This is a genomic window from Mesorhizobium sp. M0001 (assembly GCF_040324255.1).
Lineage (GTDB): Bacteria > Pseudomonadota > Alphaproteobacteria > Rhizobiales > Rhizobiaceae > Mesorhizobium.
The window spans coordinates 754,365-776,076 of the sequence record NZ_JAMYVS010000002.1 but is presented as its reverse complement, the minus strand read 5'-3'; the positions used below and the strand labels follow the sequence as shown (position 1 = coordinate 776,076).

The 21,712-nt window shown below is 63.9% G+C and carries 23 protein-coding genes; 13 read left to right on the top strand and 10 right to left on the bottom strand.

The annotated features are described in order from the left end of the window. Positions 1–208 precede the first annotated feature (208 nt). Positions 209–847 carry an isochorismatase family protein gene (locus NKK50_RS08685; protein WP_023686167.1) on the bottom strand — a complete coding sequence of 213 codons (639 nt, stop codon included), beginning with the start codon at positions 845–847 and terminating at the stop codon, positions 209–211. Positions 848–970: 123 nt separating this feature from the next. Between NKK50_RS08685 and NKK50_RS08680 the strand changes: the two genes are divergently transcribed. Then, on the top strand, positions 971–1,966 hold the full coding sequence (locus NKK50_RS08680; RefSeq protein WP_023695825.1) for a helix-turn-helix domain-containing protein: 996 nt from the start codon (positions 971–973) through the stop codon (positions 1,964–1,966). Positions 1,967–1,981: 15 nt separating this feature from the next. Here the strand turns inward: NKK50_RS08680 and NKK50_RS08675 are convergent, their stop codons facing one another. After that, positions 1,982–2,539 (bottom strand): sugar O-acetyltransferase, encoded by a 558-nt coding sequence (locus NKK50_RS08675; protein WP_023744272.1) that lies wholly within the window; start codon positions 2,537–2,539, stop codon positions 1,982–1,984. Positions 2,540–2,692: 153 nt separating this feature from the next. Here NKK50_RS08675 and NKK50_RS08670 point away from each other — a divergent pair, with 153 nt between their 5' ends. The 4 genes from NKK50_RS08670 (at position 2,693) to NKK50_RS08655 (ending at position 6,983) form a co-directional block, all read left to right on the top strand. Further along, the gene (locus NKK50_RS08670; RefSeq protein WP_023669981.1) at positions 2,693–3,154 is read left to right on the top strand and encodes a membrane protein; all 462 of its coding nucleotides are present in this window, start codon (positions 2,693–2,695) and stop codon (positions 3,152–3,154) included. Next, positions 3,151–4,542, top strand: coding sequence for an FAD-containing oxidoreductase (locus NKK50_RS08665; RefSeq protein WP_023744271.1), 1,392 nt, complete (start codon positions 3,151–3,153; stop codon positions 4,540–4,542). The genes NKK50_RS08670 and NKK50_RS08665 overlap by 4 nt, the downstream gene beginning before the upstream one ends. Positions 4,543–4,657: 115 nt before the next feature. Then, positions 4,658–5,836: an MFS transporter gene (locus NKK50_RS08660; RefSeq protein ID WP_023833534.1), complete on the top strand. Its 1,179-nt coding sequence runs from the start codon at positions 4,658–4,660 to the stop codon at positions 5,834–5,836. A gap of 91 nt (positions 5,837–5,927) precedes the next feature. Then, positions 5,928–6,983, top strand: coding sequence for a M14 family metallopeptidase (locus NKK50_RS08655; RefSeq protein WP_352543263.1), 1,056 nt, complete (start codon positions 5,928–5,930; stop codon positions 6,981–6,983). Position 6,984: 1 nt separating this feature from the next. Here NKK50_RS08655 and NKK50_RS08650 read toward each other — a convergent pair whose 3' ends face one another. After that, positions 6,985–7,755, bottom strand: a complete 771-nt coding sequence (locus tag NKK50_RS08650; protein WP_023686174.1) for an isocitrate lyase/PEP mutase family protein — start codon at positions 7,753–7,755, stop codon at positions 6,985–6,987. Between the two features lie 321 nt (positions 7,756–8,076). Here NKK50_RS08650 and NKK50_RS08645 point away from each other — a divergent pair, with 321 nt between their 5' ends. Next, on the top strand, positions 8,077–10,266 hold the full coding sequence (locus NKK50_RS08645; protein WP_023814971.1) for an anthranilate synthase: 2,190 nt from the start codon (positions 8,077–8,079) through the stop codon (positions 10,264–10,266). A 23-nt stretch (positions 10,267–10,289) separates the two neighbouring features. Beyond that, positions 10,290–11,219 carry a cation diffusion facilitator family transporter gene (locus NKK50_RS08640; RefSeq protein ID WP_196813813.1) on the top strand — a complete coding sequence of 310 codons (930 nt, stop codon included), beginning with the start codon at positions 10,290–10,292 and terminating at the stop codon, positions 11,217–11,219. Positions 11,220–11,225: 6 nt separating this feature from the next. Here NKK50_RS08640 and NKK50_RS08635 read toward each other — a convergent pair whose 3' ends face one another. From NKK50_RS08635 to NKK50_RS08625, 3 genes are all read right to left on the bottom strand, one after another. Next, a complete protein-coding gene (locus tag NKK50_RS08635) occupies positions 11,226–11,612 on the bottom strand; it encodes a type II toxin-antitoxin system VapC family toxin (RefSeq protein ID WP_023724991.1) in 387 nt (128 codons plus the stop codon). Beyond that, positions 11,609–11,854, bottom strand: coding sequence for an antitoxin (locus NKK50_RS08630; RefSeq protein WP_023724992.1), 246 nt, complete (start codon positions 11,852–11,854; stop codon positions 11,609–11,611). The genes NKK50_RS08635 and NKK50_RS08630 overlap by 4 nt, the downstream gene beginning before the upstream one ends. A 65-nt stretch (positions 11,855–11,919) precedes the next feature. Then, positions 11,920–13,002, bottom strand: coding sequence for a hypothetical protein (locus tag NKK50_RS08625; RefSeq protein WP_023814969.1), 1,083 nt, complete (start codon positions 13,000–13,002; stop codon positions 11,920–11,922). A 100-nt stretch (positions 13,003–13,102) separates the two neighbouring features. Between NKK50_RS08625 and NKK50_RS08620 the strand changes: the two genes are divergently transcribed. The 5 genes from NKK50_RS08620 (at position 13,103) to NKK50_RS08600 (ending at position 16,738) form a co-directional block, all read left to right on the top strand. After that, positions 13,103–13,531: a DsrE family protein gene (locus tag NKK50_RS08620; protein ID WP_023686179.1), complete on the top strand. Its 429-nt coding sequence runs from the start codon at positions 13,103–13,105 to the stop codon at positions 13,529–13,531. 73 nt (positions 13,532–13,604) lie between these two features. Next, positions 13,605–14,384 carry an SDR family NAD(P)-dependent oxidoreductase gene (locus tag NKK50_RS08615; RefSeq protein ID WP_023686180.1) on the top strand — a complete coding sequence of 260 codons (780 nt, stop codon included), beginning with the start codon at positions 13,605–13,607 and terminating at the stop codon, positions 14,382–14,384. A gap of 78 nt (positions 14,385–14,462) precedes the next feature. Continuing rightward, positions 14,463–14,771, top strand: coding sequence for a putative quinol monooxygenase (locus tag NKK50_RS08610; RefSeq protein ID WP_023686181.1), 309 nt, complete (start codon positions 14,463–14,465; stop codon positions 14,769–14,771). Positions 14,772–14,851: 80 nt separating this feature from the next. Beyond that, positions 14,852–15,940, top strand: coding sequence for an AbrB family transcriptional regulator (locus NKK50_RS08605; protein WP_023751272.1), 1,089 nt, complete (start codon positions 14,852–14,854; stop codon positions 15,938–15,940). Between the two features lie 45 nt (positions 15,941–15,985). Next, positions 15,986–16,738 carry an SDR family NAD(P)-dependent oxidoreductase gene (locus tag NKK50_RS08600; protein WP_023669968.1) on the top strand — a complete coding sequence of 251 codons (753 nt, stop codon included), beginning with the start codon at positions 15,986–15,988 and terminating at the stop codon, positions 16,736–16,738. A gap of 56 nt (positions 16,739–16,794) precedes the next feature. Here NKK50_RS08600 and NKK50_RS08595 read toward each other — a convergent pair whose 3' ends face one another. Continuing rightward, entirely contained in the window at positions 16,795–17,691 is an 897-nt protein-coding gene (locus tag NKK50_RS08595) for a LysR family transcriptional regulator (RefSeq protein ID WP_023695836.1), read from the bottom strand. A gap of 146 nt (positions 17,692–17,837) precedes the next feature. Between NKK50_RS08595 and NKK50_RS08590 the strand changes: the two genes are divergently transcribed. Next, positions 17,838–19,373, top strand: coding sequence for an MFS transporter (locus tag NKK50_RS08590; RefSeq protein WP_023751273.1), 1,536 nt, complete (start codon positions 17,838–17,840; stop codon positions 19,371–19,373). A gap of 10 nt (positions 19,374–19,383) precedes the next feature. On the opposite strand, the gene NKK50_RS08585 is transcribed toward NKK50_RS08590, so the two are convergent. Genes NKK50_RS08585 through NKK50_RS08575 form a run of 3 tightly spaced genes read right to left on the bottom strand, consistent with a single transcriptional unit; the run spans position 19,384 to position 21,646 of the window. Then, positions 19,384–19,698 carry a nuclear transport factor 2 family protein gene (locus NKK50_RS08585; protein WP_031192978.1) on the bottom strand — a complete coding sequence of 105 codons (315 nt, stop codon included), beginning with the start codon at positions 19,696–19,698 and terminating at the stop codon, positions 19,384–19,386. Continuing rightward, positions 19,698–20,474 (bottom strand): esterase family protein, encoded by a 777-nt coding sequence (locus tag NKK50_RS08580; protein WP_352459827.1) that lies wholly within the window; start codon positions 20,472–20,474, stop codon positions 19,698–19,700. Before NKK50_RS08580 ends, NKK50_RS08585 begins: the two co-directional genes overlap by 1 nt. A 5-nt stretch (positions 20,475–20,479) precedes the next feature. Then, positions 20,480–21,646, bottom strand: a complete 1,167-nt coding sequence (locus NKK50_RS08575) for an ATP-grasp domain-containing protein (protein WP_352543262.1) — start codon at positions 21,644–21,646, stop codon at positions 20,480–20,482. Positions 21,647–21,712: the final 66 nt, after the last annotated feature.

Below are 21,712 nucleotides of genomic sequence, written 5' to 3'. Positions count from 1 at the left end.
TCTGTGAAAGACTTCACTCTGTTCTCCAGTTCCCCATCCTGAGATAGAGCCCGATCTGAGTTTCTTGCGTTTAGCCGGCTCATCATCCCGAAAGTGAATGGGCCCAGCCGAAAAGACTTCCAAACGAGGCCACGCCCCGGTGTTCGTGATCAGGAACGCCAAGGGGCGCCGCAGACTGCGGCGCCCCTGTTCCTTCGCGGCAATTTGCCTATGCAGCGTTGCGCGCCAGCGCGCGCTGGTTGGACGCATAGGGCGTGTCGCGTTCGGGCAAAGCACCGGTCTTCAGGCAATCGATCCATTCGGCGGTCTTGAGCACGGCCGCAAAGCGCGACTGCAGGATGATGGACACCACGCGGTGGATCTCCTCGGCCGAGGCGTAGCCGGCGCTGTTGGCGTAAGGCAGCGAACCGGTGGCGTCGGACAGGAACTCGACCGCAAAGCCGACATGCGCGGCGTGGATGATGCTCGACAGGTCGCAATTATGCGTCATGTAGCCGATCACCGTTATCGTATCGATGGTATTGGCGCGCAGCCACGCCTCGAGGTCGGTGCCGGCAAAGGCGCTAGGCAGTGACTTCTCGACATAGTGGTCGCGGCTTCGCCGGGCGATCTCGGGATGCAGTTCGCCGCCATGGCTGCCCTTGGCGAAGACTGGCGAGGTCTCGGGCGCCATCTGCTTGACGACCACCACCTTCACGCCGGCCGCAGCGGCGGCATCCATAGCGCGCGCGACATTGACGACGCTGTCGCGGAACGGCGGACACTGGATGGCGAGGTTGCCGCCATCATAATCATTCTGGACATCGATAACGATGAGTGCGCGGCGCGGCGTGATATTGGCGGACATGGTGTTCTCCTTCGAGCTTGAATGGGACAGGAAATAGGCGAATCGCCCGACTGCCAAAAGTGGCCCGATTGACATCAGTCGAAAGAATTGGGACAATCCGCTTTTCGCTTGCTGGAAACACGCATGGCCGACCCGATCATTGCCGTTCTCGCCTTTGACGGCATCAGCCCGTTCCACCTCTCCGTGCCGTGCGTGGTGTTCGGCACCGACCGCACCAAGCTTGGCCTGCCGCGTTTCGACTTTCGCGTCTGCGCGCTCGACGATGGAGCGATCCACACCGATGCCGGGCTGACCATCGCGGTGCCGTATGGCCTTTCCGCATTCGACGATGCCGACATCGTCATCGTTCCGAGCTGGAAGGATCTCGAGGCCCCACTTCCGCCGCCGCTCCTGGCAGCGCTCACCCACGCGCACCGGCGCGGTGCGCTGATCGTCGGCCTCTGTCTCGGCACCTTCGCCATTGCCGCCGCCGGGCTGCTTGCGGGCCGGCGTGCGACGACACATTGGGCCTCCACCGACCGGTTGCAGGCATTGTACCCGGACATCGAAGTCGACGCCGACGTGCTCTATGTCGACGACGGCGACATCGTCACCTCGGCCGGCGTCGCCGCCGGGCTCGACTGCTGCCTGCACATTGTGCGCGCGCGCTATGGCGCAGAGGTAGCGCTGCGGCTGGCAAGGCACATCGTGCTGTCGCCGCACCGGCAGGGTGGGCAGGCGCAGTTCATCGAGCGCCCGCTGGCGAAAACCCCGGCCACCGACCGCTTCACCCTGGCGCTGGACACGGTGCGGGCAACGCTCGGACAAACGCACAACCTCGACCGCGTCGCGGAGGCCGCGGGCCTGACCCGGCGCACTTTCACCCGCCGTTTCCAGAAATCGATCGGCACCAGCTTTGGCGAATGGTTGGCCGGCCAACGCACCGAACTGGCGCAACGGCTGCTGGAGGCGACGGAAAAATCGATGGACATGGTGGCCTTCGAAGCCGGCTTCGGCAGCGCCACCTCGCTGCGCCAGCATTTCGCCGCACGGCTCAAGACGTCACCGGCCCAATACCGGCGTGAATTCTCGCGGCGAGCCGGTCCGGACGAGCGCATGGCACGCACGGCTTCATACTGACCGCCCACGACGAGTTCAGCCCCGCTTGACCGCCCGCGCCGGATTGCCGACCACCGTGGTGTTGTCAGGGACGTCGCGCGTCACCACCGCGCCGGCGCCGACTATGGCGCCATCGCCGATGCTGATGCCGCCGAGGATGATGGCGCTGCCGCCGATCCAGGCGTCATTGCCGATGGTGACCGGCCGGGCAATCTCCAGTCCCGCCTGACGGCCCGCGGCCTCCTTGTGGTGCTCGGCGCAGTAGATCTGCACATTGGGGCCGAGAAGCGTCCGCCTGCCGATACGCACCGGCGCGGGGTCGAGGATGGTGCAGCCGGCATTGAGGAAGGCGCCGTCGCCGAGATGGATGTTGAAACCGTAGGCGCAGTGGAACGGCGCCTCGATCCGGGAGCCTGCGCCCGCGCTGCCGAGCAGCGCCAATAGCGTCGGGCCGATATTGCCGCGTTGCTGGGGCGGCAGCGCGTTGTGCTCGAACACCGCATCTCGCGCGATCACGCGGAGCGCCTCCAGTTCGTCGTCGATGCAGGTGTACCATTCGCCTGCAATCATCCTTGTGCGTTCGCTTCCGGCCATCACAGCGACTCCGTCCCTTCGTCGTGTTCGACTGGTTACCAAAGTACAATGCTCACTGATGGAAGAAGCACCATCGCCTACTCTCGTCAAACGCAGGACCTATGCTAGCTTGCCTCGTGGGCCAGTCCCGGGCCTGCTTTCGAGGGGATCGACATGCTCTATTTGCTTGCACTTCTGATCGGCGTCATTGCCGGTCTTCGCGCCATGACCGCGCCGGGCGCGATCGCCTGGGGCGCCTATCTCGGATGGCTGCCGGTGGCCGGCACCTGGGCAAGTTTCATGGGCCATTGGGCCGCCGTCGGTATCTTCACCATCCTCGCCATCGTCGAACTGGTCACCGACCAGCTGCCCTCGACGCCGAGCCGCAAGGTGCCGCAGCAATTCGGCGCCCGCATCCTGCTTGGCGCCTTCAGCGGCGCGGTGATCGGCGCCACTGCCGGTTCCACCATTGGCGGCCTGATTGCCGGCGCCATCGGTGCTGTCATCGGCACCTATGGCGGCGCCGAAGCGCGCGGCCGGTTGGCCGCCGCCTTCGGCAAGGATTTGCCTGCCGCCCTCATCGAGGACGCGGTGGCGATCATCGGCGGCCTGCTGATCGTGGCGGCGGTGGTATGACTGCCCAAGCCTCAGACGCCAAGACATACGACGCCATCATCATCGGCGCCGGACAGGCCGGCCCTCCTCTCGCCGGCCGGCTCACGTCAGCCGGCATGAGCGTTGCGTTGATCGAGCGCAAGCTGGTCGGCGGCACCTGCGTCAACACCGGCTGCATGCCGACCAAGACCATGGTCGCCAGCGCCTATGCCGCGCATCTGGCGCGGCGTGCCGCGGACTACGGCGTGACGTTCTCAGGCCCTGTCGGCGTGGACTACAAGAGGATCAAGGCGCGCAAGGACAAGGTCACAAACGACTCCCGCAGCAATCTGGAGACGTGGATCGCCGGCATGAAGGGCTGCACGCTTTATCGCGGCCATGCCCGCTTCGAATCCGCCAACACCGTGCGTGTCGGCGGCGACCTTCTGACCGCCGAAAAGATCTTCCTCAACACCGGCGGCCGCGCCTCGGTGCCCGACCTGCCCGGCGTCAACGACGTCGACTACCTCACCAACTCCTCGATGATGGACCTCGACGTTTTGCCTCGCCATCTCATCGTCGTCGGCGGCAGCTACATCTCTCTTGAATTCGCGCAGATGTTTCGCCGCTTCGGCTCTGAAGTCACCGTCATCGAGAAGAGTTCGCGCCTGACCGGCCGCGAGGACGAGGACGTGTCGGCGGCCATCCTGTCGATCTTCGAAAACGAAGCCATAGAAGTCCATGTCGGCGCCGACGACATCCGCTTTGCCAGACAGGGCAAGGAGATCGCCGTGACCTTCTCATCCGGCAAGCCGCCGGCGGTCGGCTCGCATGTGCTTCTGGCACTCGGCCGCACCCCCAACACCGACGATCTCGGCCTCGATAAGGCCGGCGTCGCGGTCGATCTGCGCGGCTTCGTCACCGTCGACGACCAGCTGCGCACCAGCGTGCCCGGCATCTGGGCAATGGGCGACTGCAACGGCAAGGGCGCCTTCACCCACACCTCCTACAACGATTATGAGATCGTCGCCGCCAATCTGCTCGACGACGATCCGCGCAAGGTCAGCGACCGCATCGAGGCCTATGCGCTCTACATCGATCCGCCGCTCGGCCGCTGCGGCATGACCGAGGCGGCGGTGAAGAAATCCGGGCGCAAGGCGCTGGTCGGCCAGCGGCCAATGACCCGCGTCGGCCGCGCCATCGAAAAGGGCGAGACGCAAGGTTTCATGAAAATCCTGGTCGATGCCGACACCAGGCAAATCCTCGGCTGCTCCGTGCTCGGCCCCGGCGGCGACGAGGCGGTGCACTGCGTGCTCGACCTGATGTACGCCAAGGCGCCGGTCGATACGCTGGCGCGCGCCGTGCATATCCACCCCAACGTCTCGGAGCTGTTGCCAACCATCGCCCAGGAGCTGAAGCCGCTCGCCTGACATAGCCCCGCGTCAAGCTCAGCGCTTTCTGCATTGGTGCGTTGCAGCAATGTGCATTGCGCGCGGCAAGGCTTCTCGTTCAGTCTGAATTGAACCGATTCAGTCTGGATTTTCCATGCCTTTGCCGATCCTTGCGCTTGCCATTGCGTCCTTCTGCATCGGCACCACCGAATTCGTCATCATGGGCCTGTTGCCGGAGGTTGCGGCCGATCTCGGCGTGTCGATCCCCTCGGCCGGCCTGCTGGTCACCGGCTATGCGCTGGGCGTCGTCTTCGGCGCACCCATCGTCGCCATGGCCACCGCGCATTTGCCGCGCAAGCCGGTCCTGGTCGCGCTGACGGCGATGTTCGTCGTCGGCAATCTGCTCTGCGCCATCGCGCCCAATTACTGGCTCCTGATGGCCGCTCGCGTTTTCACCGCCTTCGGCCATGGCGCCTTCTTCGGCATCGGCTCGGTCGTTGCCGCCAGCCTGGTGCCGCGCAACAAGCGCGCCAGCGCCATGGCGATGATGTTCGCGGGATTGACGCTCTCCAATATTCTCGGCGTTCCCGCCGGCACGGCGCTTGGCGAAGCCTTCGGCTGGCGCTCCACCTTCTTTGCCGTCGTTGGCATCGGCCTGATCTCTGTTGCGGCCATCGCCTGGCTGGTGCCATCCAATGTCGCCGAACCGAGCGGCGGCGGCCTGCGCAGTGAACTGCGCGTGCTGGGCAAGCTGCAAGTCTGGCTCGCCATGCTGATCGCCTCGCTGGCCTCGGCCAGCCTGTTTGCCGTCTTCACCTACATCAAGCCCTACCTTACCGATGTCTCCGGCCTGTCGACCTCCGCGGTCACCTGGGTCCTGCTACTGTTCGGCGCCGGCATGACCATAGGCAACATCATCGGCGGCCGGCTGGCCGACTGGAAATTGATGCCGACGGTCATCGGCACGCTGCTTTTGATGGCAGTTCTGTTTGTCGGCTTCACGCAGTTCGGCGCTATCGCCAGCGTCGCCATCGGCGTCGTCTTCTTGTGGGGACTGCTGATCTTCGTCGTCGTGCCGCCGCTGCAGATCCGCGTCGTCGAAGCGGCTTCGGAAGGGCCGAACCTCGCCGCCACGCTCAACCAGGGCGCATTCAATATCGGCAATGCCAGCGGCGCCTGGATCGGCGGCGTGGCTCTGTCGGCCGGCGTTTCCTATGCTCATTTGCCGCTGGCCGGCGCGGTGCTGGCCCTGCTGGCGGTCAGCGTAGCCGTTGTCTCGCAGGCGCTCGAAGGATCGGCGCCGATAACGACGGTTCCGGCCGCCGCCGAATAATTCCATTGCGCCCATGGCGGCGCGAACTGGACCAATCGACAGCCCTTCGGCAAAAGTGCATGTGTTCTGCCTCTTATCCTGGAGGCATCCCATGCAGAAATCGATCGAACGCATCGCCGGCGATACCGAAGGCGTTTCCTACGAATTCCCGGTGTTCCGCTTCGCCGGCGCCGACAAGGCAGCACCTTCGGCCTATCTCCAGGCAGCACTCCACGCCGGTGAACTGCCTGGTGTCGTCGCCATCGACGCGCTGATGCCGGCGCTGAACAAGGCCGAAGCCGAAGGCCGCATCAAGGGCAGCATCACGGTCGTGCCCTGGGCCAATCCGATCGGCCGCGCGCAATATCATTTCGGCGAGCACCAGGGCCGCTTTCATCTCGGCACCCGCAACAATTTCAACCGCGGCTTTCCGTTGCTCGCAGCACCGGACGCCAAGCTTTTGCCCGACACCACGCTTGGCACCCCCGACCAGCGATTGAAGACCCGTCTGGTGCAGCTGTCGCTCGGCCACGACATCGTGCTCGACCTGCATTGCGACGACGAGGGCCTTGCCTATCTCTACGTCCACGCCAGCCTGTGGCCGGCGATGGCCGATTGCGCCGCCGCAATGGGTATCGACGCCGTGGTGTTGTGGAGCGAGGACACCGACGGCACCTTCGAGGGCGCCACGATCATGCCCTACCAGAACGTCCCCGCCAACGTGGCGAAGCTCGACCGCCGCGTTGCCACCACGGTTGAATACCGTGGCATGCTGGATGTCGACGGCGCGCTGGCAAGTTCCGATGCCGAAGGCCTCTACCGGCTGCTGGCGGCGCGCGGCGTGATCGCCGACGCCGCCCTTCCCGAACCCGGCCCGTTCAAGGGCCTCGTCGCGCCGCTCGAAAATATCGACATGATGCCGGCGCCCCGGGCCGGCGCCATCCTCTACGACGTCAGGCCCGGTGACCGCGTCGCGAAGGGCGCGCGCCTCGCCACCATCGTCCACACACCGGGCGAGGCCGGCGGCCGCACCGAGGTGCTGGCACCGCAGGACGGCGTCATCCTGACCCGCCGCTCGCGCCGCATCATCCGCGCCGGCGAGGATCTCTTGAAGCTGGTCGGCGACAAGAAGAGCGCCGACGCGAGGTCAGGCACGCTGGAGGACTGAGCTAACCCGAAATCGCCAGCCGCGCTTTGGCCTCGAGCCATTCGGCCATCTGCCGGTACGGCACCGGGCCGTGGCTGACACGGGCGACACCAAGCTCGGCCAGGCGCTGGCGCGGCGGCACATGCGCCAGCGCGATGATGTTGACCGGCAGCACGGTGGCCTTGCACAGCGCCTCGATCAGACCCTCGTCGCCGAGCCCCGGCGCAAAGAAGCCGCTAGCTCCTGCCTTTTCATAAGCGTGCGCCCGCTCGATGGCCTGGTCGAGCAGCACGCTGTCATGCGCATCCGGCTTGGCCTTGAGGAAAATGTCGGTACGGGCGTTGATGTAGGCGGGAATGCCGGAAGCCTTCACCGCCGCCGCTGCCGCCTCGATCCGCTTCACCTGTACCGCGATGTCGTGCAGACCAGCGCCGCCGACGATCTGGTCCTCGAAATTGAAACCGATGGCGCCGGCCTGCAGGGCACGTGTCACCGTCTGGGCGACAGTCTCCGGCTCGACGCCGTAGCCGCCTTCGAGGTCCATGGTCACCGGCAGGTCGACTGCCGCCACGATGCGCCTGATGTTGTCCAGCGCTAGCTCCAGCGGAATTTTCTCGCCATCGGCATAACCAAAAGCAGCCGCGACCGGCCAGCTTCCGGTGGCGATCGCCTTGGCGCCCGCCCTCTCGACGATCTTGGCCGAGCCCGGATCCCAGGCATTGTAGAGAACGATCGGGTTGCCCTTGACATGAAGGGCATGGAACGTGCGTGCGCGCTCGATCTGCTCGGTCATTGCTGTCTTCCCGTCTTTCCGATGTTGGACGAACAGTCTAGGCAGGACCCCAAGCCTTGGCGATGTGCCATGGGCTGCAGAAGCGGCGGCCACAAACAGGCCTTTCAAACCTGTTGCGCATCCGGCTTTTCGCCGCTATGGATTTCGCCCATGAACATGCGCTCGATCAAGACCATTTGGTGGTGGGCTCGCTGACAGCGGCCTGTTCGAACGCGTGCGCGTGAAAATAGAGGGTGGCCGCAACGGAATGTCCGGGCGGCCATTTGTTTTTTCAAAGCCATTCCCGGGTCCGTTGCCCCAACAAGCCATATGGAGACGGCAATGACGATGAAGGCTCTGGAAAACGGCGCGGAAAGCTTCGTGACCGCAGGTGGTGTCACCATCACCCGCGAACGCCACGACAAGCCTTACGCCGGTGCGATCGATGCCTATGTCGATGGCTTGAACTCGCGCCGTGGTGCGGTGTTTTCCTCGAATTACGAATATCCGGGCCGCTACACACGCTGGGATACGGCCATCATCGATCCGCCGCTGGTGATTTCCGCGCGTGGCCGCGCCATGCGCATCGAGGCGCTGAATGGCCGTGGCGAAGTGCTGCTGCCGGTGATCGGCAAGACGCTGGCCGGCGTTGCCGAGGTGACGATTGCTGAAACCTCGAAAAAGCTGATCCGCCTCGATGTCGCCAAGCCCGGCCGCGTCTTCACCGAGGAAGAGCGCAGCCGCGTCCCCTCTGTGTTTACTGTGCTGCGCGCCATCACCGCTCTGTTCAAGACCGATGAAGACGCCAATCTCGGCCTTTACGGCGCCTTCGGTTACGACCTCGCCTTCCAGTTCGATCCGGTCGACTACAAGCTCGAGCGCAAACAGAGCCAGCGCGATCTCGTGCTGTTCCTGCCTGACGAGATCCTGGTCGTCGACCATTATTCGACCAAGGCCTGGACCGACCGCTACGACTATTCCGGCGACGGTTTTTCAACCGGGGGGCTGCCGCGCGACGAAATCGCCGAACCGTTCAAGACCGCCGACCGCATCCCGCCGCGCGGCGACCATGAGCCTGGCGAATACGCCAATCTGGTGCGCAAGGCGATGGACAGTTTCAAGCGCGGCGACCTGTTCGAGGTCGTGCCCGGGCAGATGTTCTACGAACGCTGCGAGACGCAGCCTTCCGAAATCTCGCGCAAGCTGAAGTCGATCAACCCGTCGCCCTATTCCTTCTTCATCAATCTCGGCGAAAACGAGTATCTGATCGGCGCCTCGCCCGAAATGTTCGTGCGCGTCAACGGCCGCCGCGTCGAGACCTGCCCGATCTCCGGCACCATCAAGCGCGGCGATGACGCCATTTCCGACAGCGAGCAGATCCTGAAGCTGCTCAATTCCAAGAAGGATGAATCCGAGCTGACCATGTGCTCGGACGTCGACCGCAACGACAAGTCCAGGGTCTGCGATCCGGGCTCGGTGCGCGTCATCGGCCGCCGCCAGATCGAGATGTATTCACGCCTGATCCACACCGTCGATCACATCGAAGGGCGCCTGCGCGAAGGCATGGATGCCTTCGACGCCTTCCTGTCGCATGCCTGGGCGGTCACCGTCACCGGTGCGCCGAAACTGTGGGCGATGCGCTTCATCGAGCAGAACGAAAAGAGCCCGCGTGCCTGGTATGGCGGCGCCATCGGCATGGTCAATTTCAACGGCGACATGAACACCGGCCTGACGCTCCGCACCATCCGCATCAAGGACGGCATTGCCGAGGTGCGAGCAGGCGCCACGTTGCTCTTCGACAGCATCCCCGAGGAAGAAGAAGCCGAAACCGAACTGAAGGCATCCGCCATGCTCTCCGCCATTCGCGACGCCAAATTGGGCAATGCCGCAGGCGCCGAACGCACCACCGCGCGCGTCGGCGACGGCGTCAACATCCTGCTCGTCGACCACGAAGACTCCTTTGTCCACACACTGGCCAACTATTTCCGCCAGACCGGTGCCAATGTCTCGACCGTGCGTTCGCCGGTGCCGGAAGAAGTCTTCGAACGGCTGAAGCCCGATCTCGTCGTGCTGTCGCCCGGACCGGGCACGCCGAAGGATTTCGACTGCGCCGCGACCATCAAGAACGCCCGCGCCCGCGACCTGCCGATCTTCGGCGTCTGCCTTGGCCTGCAGGCGCTGGCCGAGGCCTATGGCGGCGAACTCAGGCAGTTGCACGTGCCGATGCACGGCAAGCCGTCGCGCATCCGCGTCTCCAAGCCCGGAATCATCTTCTCCGGCCTGCCCAAGGAAGTGACCGTCGGCCGCTACCACTCGATCTTTGCCGATCCGGTGCGGCTGCCCGACGATTTCATCGTCACCGCCGAGACCGAGGATGGCATCATCATGGCCTTCGAACACCGCAAGGAGCCGATCGCCGCCGTCCAGTTCCATCCGGAATCGATCATGACGCTCGGCCACAATGCCGGCATGCGCATCATCGAAAACATCGTTGCGCATCTGCCGCGCAAGGCCAAGGAAAAGGCCGCTTAGAAAAGATGGCGGCAACGGACAACATGGCGGCGATCGCAGCGAAGGCAGCGGCCAGGCAAAGGATCGCCAGCCTTGCCTTCTGGTCGATTGTCATCGCCTGCGTGGTGCTCGCGCTCAAGCTTGCCGCCTGGTACGTCACCGGCTCCGTTGCGCTCTATTCGGACGCATTGGAATCGATCGTCAACGTCATAGCCTCGGCCGCCGCCTATTGGGCGGTCCTGGTCAGCTACAAGCCGGCCGACCAGGACCATCCGTTCGGCCACCACAAGGCCGAGTATTTTTCGGCGGTGCTGGAAGGCGTGCTGATCGTGCTCGCCGCGCTTTTGATCCTCAACGAGGTCTGGCGCTCCTGGCAGACGCCGACCCCGCTCGAACAACCCTGGGAGGGCTTGGCGATCAACGGCGTCGCCACCGTCATCAACGCCTTCTGGGCCTGGACGCTGATCCGCGCCGGGCGCAGCGCAAAATCACCGGCGCTGGTCGCCGACGGCCGGCACATCATGACCGACGTCGTGACCTCGGTCGGCGTCTTCGGCGGCCTCGTCGGCGCTATCCTGACCGGTTGGCAGATCCTTGATCCGGCGCTTGCCGTCATCGTCGCGCTCAACATCCTGTGGCAGGGCTGGCACGTCATCGGCTCGTCGATGAACGGGCTGATGGACCGCGCAGTGGACACGACCGAACACATCCACATTCGCGACATCATCTCGGCCAATTGCAAGGGCGCGCTGGAGGTTCATGACCTCAAGACCCGCATCGCCGGCCGCGCCACCTTCATCGAGTTCCACCTGGTCGTCGACGCCGACATGACGGTCGGCGCCAGCCACGTCATTTGCGACCGCATCGAGGACGCGCTGAAGGCCGAAATCCCCTCGGTGCGCGTCACCATCCATGTCGAGCCGGACGACGAGGCGAAGCTGCCGAAAGGCACGACGGCGGTGCCGTTCGCGTGAGGCGAGTTACCACGTTTCGATAGTGAGATCTTTGATCCGCTCGAATTCCCGGATATTGCGGGTTATCAGCGTGAGGTCCCGAGCACGTGCCTGCCCGCCAATCAGCGCATCGTAGGGACCAATCGGGGTTCCCAGTGCCGCAAGCCCAGCACGAATCTCGCCGGCATGTCTCGCGTCGTCTCGGTCGAATTCAAGTACCGGGAACTGCAAAGCTTCGATGCGCGCCAGATTTTGGACCTTTCGCTGGCTCTTTTCAGCGCCGTAGTACAGCTCATGCAAAACGACCGCCGAGAGAGCAAAGTCTTGTGGTGCATGCCGTTTGAGCAAAGCCAGCAGACCCTCGTCGCCCGCGATGATCGCTATGACGGCATTGGTGTCGAGCAGGTAGGTCACTTAAAGAGGTCATCCAAAGCAGGTCGATCCTGACCATCCTGACGCTCCAGCGCTCCCTGGACGAAATCGTCGTCAACCGGTCCGATGACCTGGTCGAGCCATGCCCAATCCTGCGCAAGCGGCTCCAAGATGACAGTTTGCCCATGACGACGGATCGAAACCTCGTCTGCCTCGAACCGAAACTCCTTAGGCAAGCGCACAGCTTGTGACCGGCCTGACCAGAACACCTTTGCCTTGTCCATGTGCTATCCTCAAATGAGATATAGCAAAGATATATACCATGGTAGCGTCATAGACAAGATCGAACTCAACGAGTGCAGGCCGTCTGCGGCATAGCCTCCAAACGGTAGACCTTGTCATCGGACTTGGTCTTGCCATCCGCCGAGCACAGATCGACAATCGCCAGGCTGCTATTGGGGTTGGCCAGCATCAGGGTGCCGTTGGCGCCGCGCTTGAGGAAGATTTCCTTTTGCGCGATATCGCAGGAAAAGTTGCTCATCTTCGAACTGGCCGCGCAGCGCCATTGATCCGCTTCACCCTGGCAGGAATAGGTCTGCGTGACCTTCGTCCCGTTCTTCCTGGTGGTCACCGAGACGGCGACATCGGAGCCGTCGGGCCAGTTGGCGACATCGCCTGAGGCAAAGGAGGCGAGTTCGACCGGCCCGCGGAAGACCCGGATCGACTGCGTCACCTGGTCGGGATGCGAGGAGAGATGCGCGGCATCGTAGTCTCGCCCGAAGCAGAAGGGTTGGTCCGGTTTCAGTCGCTCGCGCAAGGGAGCCCCAAGCGCCGGATCGATCGGGTCGATCTTGGCGAATTCAGCCTGGCAGGTTGCGGCCGGCATCGGGTCGAGACGGAAATTATCGTCCTCCGAGCCCAGCGCCTGCCGGTCATATTCGGCTTCGCCCAGTTCGTCCTCCGATCCGGCGTCGAGATAGAGATCGGACGAGACATCGGTGAGGATCAGGCGGCCTTTGTCGTCGAGCTTCAGCGACGCCATGGTGCGGTCGCAGTCCATGCCGCAGCGGATCGGACCTGACTTGCCGTCCTCGGACTCGTGATTGCACCAGCCGCCGGCCCATTGCGGCGCCTTGGCGCCGCGCACCATGGTGGTGAGAAAACCGTTGTAGGAGGTGTCGGCGTTTGCCATCGGCTCCTCGTTCGGATGGCTCACCGGATCATGGCCATAGAGGAAGAAGATCCGCGCCACCTTCTGCTTTGGATGCGCCTTGAGGTGCGCCGCATCATAGACGCGGCCGAAACACGCATCGACGCCATTCGGGCTGAGTTCGGGTAATTTAAGCGCATCGCCGGCAAAACCCTCAAACGCGCCGAGCAGCACGGCGCCAAATCCAGCGCTGGCAACAACCTTCCACTTCCTGAACGCCATGTGACCCCCTCCTCGCATCGACAGGACGTAACGTGAATTTATGCTAGTATCATGGCCGCAGCCACGCAATTTGCGGGGAGCGCCAAGCCGAGAGGATGCCATGCGTCGACGCGACATGTTCCGGGCCAGCCTTGCCGGTGCCGCCGGCCTGTTCGGGCTGAGCCGGGCCGCCGCCGCTGAAGACAGACCGAAGGTCGCCTATCACCTCAGCGACCTCGATAAGGTCAACTTCGTGCTCGGCAACATCAAGAACCACTATGAAGGCACCGGCGGCAATGTCGACATCGTGTTGGTCGTGCATGGTCCGGCCCTCGCCGGCTTCAAGTCGAAAGGCATATCGGCGGCGATCTCGGGACGCTTTGCCGGCCTTGTCCAGCAGGGCCTTGAGCCGCATGCCTGCGGCAACACCATGCAAGGCATGGAGATCACGCTTGCCGACCTGCTCGAGGGCTTCCACGCCGCCGACAAGGGCGGCGTCGTCAAGCTCGCCGAACTGCAGCGCCAGGGCTACGCCTATCTCCGGCCCTGAGCCGCCACGGGCTTGAACGTGAAGGCCATGAGAGCCTACGAAGGGTGGCCAAACAGCCCGAAGGAAAGTGCTCATGACCGCGACCACCCTCGTCATCCCCGATCTTGCCGGCAAGGCGGTGCTGGTCACCGGCGCTTCGACCGGCATCGGTGCCGCCCTTGCACTGGCCTACGCCGCCCAGAAATGCCGGGTCGCCCTGCACTACAATTCGAGCCGGGAGGCCGCAGAAACGCTGGCCAAAAACATCCGCGACAGCGGCGGTGAGGTGTTCCTGACACAGGGCGACTTCTCACAGGCAGCCGATGTCGAGCGGGTAGTCGAGGAGAGCGCCGAAACATTCGGGCGGCTCGACGGGCTGATCAACAATGCCGGCGGCATGCTCGGCCGCGTACCTTATGCGGAGCAGACCGAGGCGCACTACGACGCGGTGATGGACCTCAACGCCCGCTCGGTGCTGACGGCCTCGCGCAAGGCGATGCCATGGCTGAAGAAGCAGGGCGGCTTCATCGTCAACACCTCGTCGATCGCGGCGCGCAATGGCGCTGGCGGCGGCGCCGGGCTGTACGGTTCGGCCAAGGCCTTTGTCTCCAATGTGACGCGCGGCATGGCCAAGGAACTGATCGGCTTCGGCATCCGCGTCAACGCGGTGGCGCCGGGCACCATCGCGACACCCTTCCATGAGCGCTATTCCACCGACGAGCAGATGAAGGGCATGGTCGCCACCATTCCTCAAGGGCGTGCCGGCACGGCCGAAGACTGCGTCGGCGCCTATCTCTTCCTATCCTCCGATCTCCTGAGTGGTTACATCACCGGCCAGGTGATCGAGGTGAACGGTGGCCAGTTGATGCCGTGAGCCGGCAATTGCATACTGCGTCTCGCAACCATGCATGTCGTGCGCACGTTTGCTGAGGTTGGAAGAAGGGGAGAGGCAATGTACGGATTGATCGGAAAGATGCGGGCGTCGCGCGGCCAGCGCGACGCGATCATGGATGTGCTGCTCGCCTCGACCGGCGCCATGCCGGGTTGCCTGAGTTATGTCATCGCCCGCGACCCGGCCGATGCCGACGCGATCTGGGTGACCGAAGTGTGGACCGACGCCGCAAGCCACAAGGCTTCGCTGCAGCTGCCGGAGGTCCAGGCAGCGATCGCCAAGGCCCGGCCGATCATCGCCGGCTTCGAATTCCAGGTCGAGACCCATCCGGCCGGCGGTTTCGGCCTGCCCGCCATCAAGAACGAGTGACATCCCAACGCGGGGTCGGGGTCGTGAATTTCGTCCGAGACAGCGTTCGCATTTTTCTCTTCCAGGTCTAAGACCCAAACATGGACTCTTCGCCAGACCAACCGGCCGTCGAACGCATGGCGCGCATGCGTCCGGTTCGGCAGTGGGTGGTGCTGCTGATCGTCTCGCTGCTGTTCGCCGGCGCGCTGGAATACGCCGCACTGCCGGCGGCGCTGCTGATCGGCCCGATGCTGGCGGCGATCCTTGCCGGCACCAATGGCGCCACGGTGCGCGTGCCGCGGCCGCTGTTCGCCGCCGCCCAGGCCTTGGTCGGCTGTCTGGTCGCGGCGTCGATCTCCACCGACATTTTTTCGGTGTTCTACAAGGAATGGCCGCTGGTCCTTGTCGTGGTGCTGGCGACCCTTGCGGCGTCCAGCCTGCTTGGCTGGTTGATCAGCCGCTGGCGCATCCTGCCCGGCACCACCGCGGTCTGGGGCTCGTCGCCGGGTGCTGCCACTGCCATGGTGCTGATGGCCGGTGCCTTCGGCGCCGATCAGCGCCTCGTCGCCTTCATGCAGTATCTGCGCGTCATCTTCGTCTCGATGACGGCAGCACTCGTCGCCAAGATGTGGGTCGACACTTCGGGCATCGAGGTACCAGCCATCGTCTGGTTCCCGCCGATCGAACCGGCAGCCTTTGCCGCCACGCTCGGCGTGGCGCTGGTCGGCGGCCTGCTCGGCCGGTTGTGCCGGCTGCCGTCACCCTTCTTCCTCGGCACCTTCATCATCGGCACCATCGTCCATCTCGGCTTCGGCGTGGCGATGCAATTGCCGCCATGGCTGCTGGCGCTCTCCTATGCGATGGTCGGCTGGTCGATAGGGCTGAATTTTACCCGGGCGATCCTGCGTCATGCGACACGGGCGCTGCCGCAGATCGTCGGCTCTATCGTCGTGCTGATCGCCTTTTGCGGCGGGCTAGCCTGGCTGATCAGCCACGTCCTTGGTATCGATCCGCTGACCGCCTATCTCGCGACCAGCCCCGGCGGCATGGACAGCGTCGCCATCATTGCCGCCGCCGCCCAGAACGTCGACATATCCTTCGTCATGGCCTTGCAGTCGGCCCGCTTCCTGGTCGTGCTCATCGCCGGGCCGAGCATAGCGCGGCTGATGGCGAGAGCCGTCAGGGACTGAGATTCAAATATCCAGGGAAGAGGAAAAGTGCCCATGAAACGTCGTGTGAATGCCGTCGATCTCTCAGGCCGGGTCGCCGTGGTGACCGGCGGCGCGCAAGGCATCGGCCTTGCTGTCGCCCGGCGACTGCTGTCATCGGGCGCCAGCGTCGCCATCTGGGATGTGGACGAGACCGCCATGGCGAAGGCCGTTTCCGAACTCGCCCCGCTCGGCCGGGTCGAGGGTTTGCTGTGCGATCAATCGCTGATGGAGGCCGTCGACAGCGCCGCGACCGAAACCGAGCGCTCGCTTGGTCCGGTCGATCTGCTGGTAAACAATGCCGGCATCGCCGGACCGGCAGCGACGGTGGCGGATTATGATCCTGCCGCCTGGCGCCAGATAATCGACATCGACCTCAACGGCGTCTTCTACTGCTGCAAGCGCCTGGTGCCCGGCATGATCGCGCGCAGCTACGGCCGCATCGTCAACATCGCCTCGGTCGCAGGCAAGGAAGGCAATCCGAATGCCGCCGCCTATTCCGCCGCCAAGGCCGGCGTGCTCGCGCTGACAAAATCGCTCGGTAAGGAACTGGCCGGCCACGACATCGCCGTCAACGCGCTGACCCCATCGCCCGCCCGCACCCGCATCCTCGAACAGCTCACTGAGGCCCAGGTCGCCTACATGCTGGGCAAGGTGCCGCGAGGCCGGTTCGTCGAAGTCGAAGAGGCGGCTGCGATGATCGCCTTCATGCTATCGGACGAAAATTCCTTCACCACCGGCGCGACCTTCGACCTGTCCGGCGGCCGCGCCACCTACTGAGAAGCAGAGCTATTCCTCGCTGTCTTCGTTATCGCCGTCGGCCGCGAAGGACTAATTCAAGAGCCGCTCAGCGTCGCGGCAAGCCGGTCGGGAAGGAAATCGACGAAGGCGCGAACCTTCGGCGACAAATGACGATTGGACGGCCACAACAACCGGAACTGGCCGCGGCCGTCGACATGGTCGTCCAGCACCGTGCGTAGCTGGCCGTCACGCAGCGCCTCGCGGACCAGGAAATCGGGCATCGAGCTGATGCCGAGCCCGGCCATCGTGGCGCCCTTCAGCGCCTCCGTGTTGTTGCAGGTCAGCATCGAGCGGACCTGCGGCTCGGCGCTGCCGCCGATGAACGGCCAGCCTTGCAGCTTGCCGCTGTTGGGAAAGCGGAAGCGGATGCCGTAATGGTTCACGAGATCGTCCGGGCGGCTCGGGTTGCCGTGCTGCTCGATATAGGAGGGTGCCGCACACAACAGCAGCCGGAAGGGTGCAAGCGGCCGCGCCACCAGGCGCGAATCCGGCAGGTCGCCGCTGCGGATCGCGATGTCGACGCCTTCGTCGATGAGGTCGACGATGCGGTCGTTAAAGTCGATGTCGAGTTCGATTTCGGGATAGCGCGCCATGAACTCCGACAGCACCGGGAACAGCAAATGATAGGTCACGATCGGCGTCGAAACGCGCAGCCGCCCATGCGGTGTTTCGCGGCTCCGCGACAGCATCGCCTCGGCATCGTCGATGTCGTCGAGGATGCGCCGCACCCGCTCGTTGAACAGCTTGCCCTCTTCGGTCAGGCCGATGCGGCGCGTGCTGCGCTGAAGCAACCTTACGCCGAGATCCTGCTCGAGCCTGGCGACGCTCTTGCCGACGGCCGATGCCGAGATTCCGAGCGTGCGGCCCGCAGCGATGAAGCTGCCGAACTCAGCCGTGCGGGCAAAGGCCAGGAGCCCATTGAGGCGTTCCATCGCATCTCTCCATTCGAGCGTTTCAGTCCGGTATATCTGGATATTTAACACTATTTTTCTCGAAGTGTCGCGAGCCTATCTTCCCGTTACGACCGGCGCACCAAGCTTGCGGCAGGCCGGCGGATCCTGGTTCAGATAGGAAAATTATGACCCCGAAGACCACAAACGGCGCGGTCGCGCCATGGCTTGTCCTGTTGTCGGTATGCCTTGCCGCCATGACAATGCCCTTGACCTTCACCGGCCCGGCCGTCGCGCTTTCCCGCATTGCGGCCGACCTCGGCGGCAGCCCGATCGCGCTCAACTGGGTGACCAACGCCTTCATGCTGACCTTCGCCGCCACCTTGATGGCATCAGGCGCGCTGGCCGACAATCATGGCCGCAAGCGGCTCTTCCTTGTTGGCCTCGCCACCTATGTGCTGGCATCGCTGGGATCGATGTTTGCTCCTGATATCGTCTGGTTCGATGTGCTCAGGGCTGCGCAAGGGCTCGGCAGTGCCGCCGCCTTTGCCGGCGGCGCCTCCGCTCTTGCCCAGGAATTCGATGGGCCATTGCGGCTGCGCGCCTTCTCCTTCCTCGGCACCAGTTTCGGCATCGGCCTCGCTTTTGGGCCGATCGCGTCGGGCCTGCTCATAGATGCTTTCGGCTGGCGATCGATCTTCGTCTTGGTGGCAGTGCTCGCGATTGCAGCCGCTTTGCTCGGCCTGCGCACCATCAGGGAATCGCGCGATCCGGATGCGACCGGCCTCGACTGGGCGGGAGCCGGCACCTTTACGATCGCGCTGGCATCGCTGACCTACGGCGTGCTGCAAGCGCCGCAGAGCGGCTGGACCGATCCCCTGGTGATCGCGCTTCTCGTGGCGGCCGCCCTTTGCTTTGCCGCTTTCGTCGTCGTCGAGCGGCGCGTGCGCCGGCCGATGCTCGATCTCTCGCTGTTCCGCTTTCCCCGCTTCGTCGGCGTCCAGTTCCTGGCGGCCGCTCCCGCCTATGGCTTCGTCGTCCTGCTGGTGCTGTTGCCGATCCGCTTCATCGGCATCGAGGGGATGAGCGAGATCAAGGCGGGGCAGTTGATGATCTGCCTGTCGGGACCGCTGTTGATCCTGCCACTGCTCGCCGGCCAGGTAGCGCGCTGGATCGCTCCGGCAACGATCTGCGGTGTCGGCCTGCTTGTGGCCGCCGGCGGCCTTGTCTGGCTGAGCCTGACACCGCCTGTCGTCGCAGCGCTGGTGGCGCCGCTGATCCTCATCGGCGTCGGCATCGCCTTGCCCTGGGGGCTGATGGACGGACTTGCCGTCGGCGTCGTGCCGAAAGAGCGTGCCGGCATGGCGGTCGGCATCTTCAACACCACCCGCGTCGCTTGCGAAGGCGTGGCGCTGGCGATCGTCATGGCAGTCCTGTCGGGTTTCACGGCAGCCCAACTGGCGGCTCAGGGAACGGCGTCTTCCCTGGATGCAACCGCCGCCGCGCAGCTGCTGGTGACCGGCAACATCGGCGAAGCGGCAGCCCGCTTGCCGGGTGCCGGAGCCACGGTCCTGGTCCAGGCCTATGAGATCGCGTTCGACAGGCTGCTGATCGTGCTGGCGGCAATCACCATCGTCACCGCCCTTGTCGTCTTTCTCGGCTTGCGCCGTGGATGGGCGGTGGAACACGAGACCATTGCTCTGCCGGTTTGCCAGGAAGGGTAGCTGAGCCGCGTCAGGAGATGACGAGGCTCGCTATGCGGTGGCCGTCCAGCACGAAGGTCATGTCACCCTCGCCGTTGAAGCCATTGCCTTTCACGGCAATGCGGACGCGGTAGCTGCCCTCGACCTCGGCGATGCGGACAATGCGAAGATTGGACTTCACGCCGATATTGTCCGACTGGTTCCAGCGCGCGATCTGCTGGCGGCCTTGGAAGGACCGCCCCCAGTCGGTCAGGGACGCGTCGGCTGTGAACGTGTGGAGAACGGCTTCGCTATCACCCGCATTGGTGGCCTCGATAAAGCGGCGGATAGGTTCGGGTGTGGTCATCAATCGAGCCGGTGCATCAGATCATCATCCAGCCAGCGGCCGAAGAAATAGACCAGCTGCTTGTGCCACCATGGCCAGTCATGACTGACATCGCCGCCCCAATAGTCGACCCAGGCGGGAATGGATTTGTCGCGCAGGATCTGTTCCAGCCTGCGGGTCTCGACCAGCATCCGCTCTTCCCAGGCGCCCTGCCCGCAGCAGAAGATCATCCTCAGCGACTTCAGCCGGGCAAGCAGTTTTGGGTCTACGATGCCGGGCAGATAGTCGAGCGGCGAATTGTAGAAAATGTCGCCTTCCAGCACCTTGCCGAAGAAGTCGCCCGCCGAATAGACGCCCGACAGCGCGATGACGCCGCTGGCGAGTTCGGGAAAGCGAAAGACGAAGTTCGAGGAATGATAACCGCCCATCGAACAGCCGGTGAACAGCGGCTTTAATTTGCGCCCGCCATTGGCTTGCTCGGCGGTCGCCAGAAACTCCGGCAGCGCCTCCTCGCGCACATATCGGAAATAAGCCTCGTGGCGACCGATACGGTGGGCGGCGCCGGCATGCTTGTTGAAGAACGATTCCGAATCGACGCCGTCGACCGCGAACAGCTGGATGCGGCCGGTATCGATGAATTCGGCCAGCGCTCCAACCCCTCCGGAATCCTCGAATTGGTAGAACCGCCCCTGCGACGTCGGGAACACCACCACCGGCCGGCCGGCATGGCCGTAGCGCTTGTATTCCATGTCGCGGCCGAGATTGCCGGAGAAACCCTTGTGATAAGAGATGTCCATCGCGTCTAAGCCTTTTCCGCGTGGATGTAGGCGACGGCCGCGCGCAGCTCTCTCTCGTCCTTCGAGCGCATCTGGTAGGCGTAATTTCCCATGGCGCGGCTGAAAACCTCTTCAATTGGCTGATGATGGACGATCTTGTCGCGATGCGCGGCTATCACGTCCTCATGGCTGTGCAAATAGTCGAGGCGCCGCTTGCGGCTTGCATAGGCGGCGAAATATTTGCCCTCGTAAGGCCCGCCGGCGGCATCCTTCACCACCATGTCCGCCCAGGCCGCGTAGACGTCGATGTCGAACGTGTAGTTGATCGCATCGGTCATCCAGGCGCCGGGCGGCCGCATGTTGACCTCAAGCGCGATGACGCGGTCGTCCTTGGTTTCGAACAGCTCGATGTGGAAGAAGCGCTCGCGCACGTCGAACGCTTTGAGGATCTTGCGGCCGGCTTCTTCGATCGCCGGTCGGACCTTGGGAAAGCAGGTGTAGCTCATGTGGCGGTCCTTGTTGACCACTTCCATGATGCTCTGGTCGTAGCGGTGGCTGGCCGCCAGCACCACCTCGCCGTCACGGTTGACCAGCCCATCGAAGGTCACCACCAGCCCCTCGATGAACTGCTCCATGACGAAGGTCACGTCCTCGGGCTTGTCTCTGAAGAACTGGTCAAGCTCCCTGGCGTTGGAAATCTTGAAGGTGTTCGAGGCGCCGGAACCGGAATCGGGCTTCACCACCACGGGATAGCCGACGCGGCGGATGAAGGTCATGGCACCGGCCCGGTCGGAGCATTTGCGCTGGGCGATGGTGTCGACGCCGCTCTTGCGAAAGAATGCACGCATGCGGCTCTTGCGCTTCAAATTCTTCACGAAATCGAGCTTGGTTCCGTAGATGTTGAAGTCGGTGCGGATGTTGGCCTCCAGCTCCAGCCAATGCTCGTTGAGTGACTCGAAGCGCTCGATCCGGCCCCATTTGTGGATGAAATGACCCATGGCCCGGAACACCGGATCGTAGTCCTCCATGTCGGCGATGCGGTAATATTCCGACAGGGCCACCTTCAGCTTGCCGTCCAGCGCCTCATAAGGCGCATCGCCAATGCCCAGCACCGTAGCGCCGGCCTTTTTCAGCCGGTCGCAGAAATCGGCGCCGTTGGCGGGAAAATGCGGCGAGAAGAAAACAAAATTCACGGATGATCCCTCCGACGGCGAAGCATTGCGGGCTCGGCTACACGCAAGTCTGGCGCATTTGCCGCG

Excerpts from the sequence above, each read along its gene's own strand:
- NKK50_RS08595 (WP_023695836.1), bottom strand. The coding sequence starts at position 17,691 with ATGGAACGCCTCAATGGGCTCCTGGCCTTTGCCCGCACGGCTGAGTTC.
- NKK50_RS08655 (WP_352543263.1), top strand. The coding sequence starts at position 5,928 with ATGCAGAAATCGATCGAACGCATCGCCGGCGATACCGAAGGCGTTTCC.
- NKK50_RS08680 (WP_023695825.1), top strand. The coding sequence starts at position 971 with ATGGCCGACCCGATCATTGCCGTTCTCGCCTTTGACGGCATCAGCCCG.
- NKK50_RS08685 (WP_023686167.1), bottom strand. The coding sequence starts at position 847 with ATGTCCGCCAATATCACGCCGCGCCGCGCACTCATCGTTATCGATGTC.
- NKK50_RS08590 (WP_023751273.1), top strand. The coding sequence starts at position 17,838 with ATGACCCCGAAGACCACAAACGGCGCGGTCGCGCCATGGCTTGTCCTG.
- NKK50_RS08585 (WP_031192978.1), bottom strand. The coding sequence starts at position 19,698 with ATGACCACACCCGAACCTATCCGCCGCTTTATCGAGGCCACCAATGCG.
- NKK50_RS08625 (WP_023814969.1), bottom strand. The coding sequence starts at position 13,002 with ATGGCGTTCAGGAAGTGGAAGGTTGTTGCCAGCGCTGGATTTGGCGCC.
- NKK50_RS08605 (WP_023751272.1), top strand. The coding sequence starts at position 14,852 with ATGGACTCTTCGCCAGACCAACCGGCCGTCGAACGCATGGCGCGCATG.
- NKK50_RS08665 (WP_023744271.1), top strand. The coding sequence starts at position 3,151 with ATGACTGCCCAAGCCTCAGACGCCAAGACATACGACGCCATCATCATC.
- NKK50_RS08620 (WP_023686179.1), top strand. The coding sequence starts at position 13,103 with ATGCGTCGACGCGACATGTTCCGGGCCAGCCTTGCCGGTGCCGCCGGC.
- NKK50_RS08645 (WP_023814971.1), top strand. The coding sequence starts at position 8,077 with ATGACGATGAAGGCTCTGGAAAACGGCGCGGAAAGCTTCGTGACCGCA.
- NKK50_RS08675 (WP_023744272.1), bottom strand. The coding sequence starts at position 2,539 with ATGGCCGGAAGCGAACGCACAAGGATGATTGCAGGCGAATGGTACACC.
- NKK50_RS08670 (WP_023669981.1), top strand. The coding sequence starts at position 2,693 with ATGCTCTATTTGCTTGCACTTCTGATCGGCGTCATTGCCGGTCTTCGC.
- NKK50_RS08650 (WP_023686174.1), bottom strand. The coding sequence starts at position 7,755 with ATGACCGAGCAGATCGAGCGCGCACGCACGTTCCATGCCCTTCATGTC.
- NKK50_RS08615 (WP_023686180.1), top strand. The coding sequence starts at position 13,605 with ATGACCGCGACCACCCTCGTCATCCCCGATCTTGCCGGCAAGGCGGTG.
- NKK50_RS08640 (WP_196813813.1), top strand. The coding sequence starts at position 10,290 with ATGGCGGCGATCGCAGCGAAGGCAGCGGCCAGGCAAAGGATCGCCAGC.
- NKK50_RS08610 (WP_023686181.1), top strand. The coding sequence starts at position 14,463 with ATGTACGGATTGATCGGAAAGATGCGGGCGTCGCGCGGCCAGCGCGAC.
- NKK50_RS08580 (WP_352459827.1), bottom strand. The coding sequence starts at position 20,474 with ATGGACATCTCTTATCACAAGGGTTTCTCCGGCAATCTCGGCCGCGAC.
- NKK50_RS08630 (WP_023724992.1), bottom strand. The coding sequence starts at position 11,854 with ATGGACAAGGCAAAGGTGTTCTGGTCAGGCCGGTCACAAGCTGTGCGC.
- NKK50_RS08660 (WP_023833534.1), top strand. The coding sequence starts at position 4,658 with ATGCCTTTGCCGATCCTTGCGCTTGCCATTGCGTCCTTCTGCATCGGC.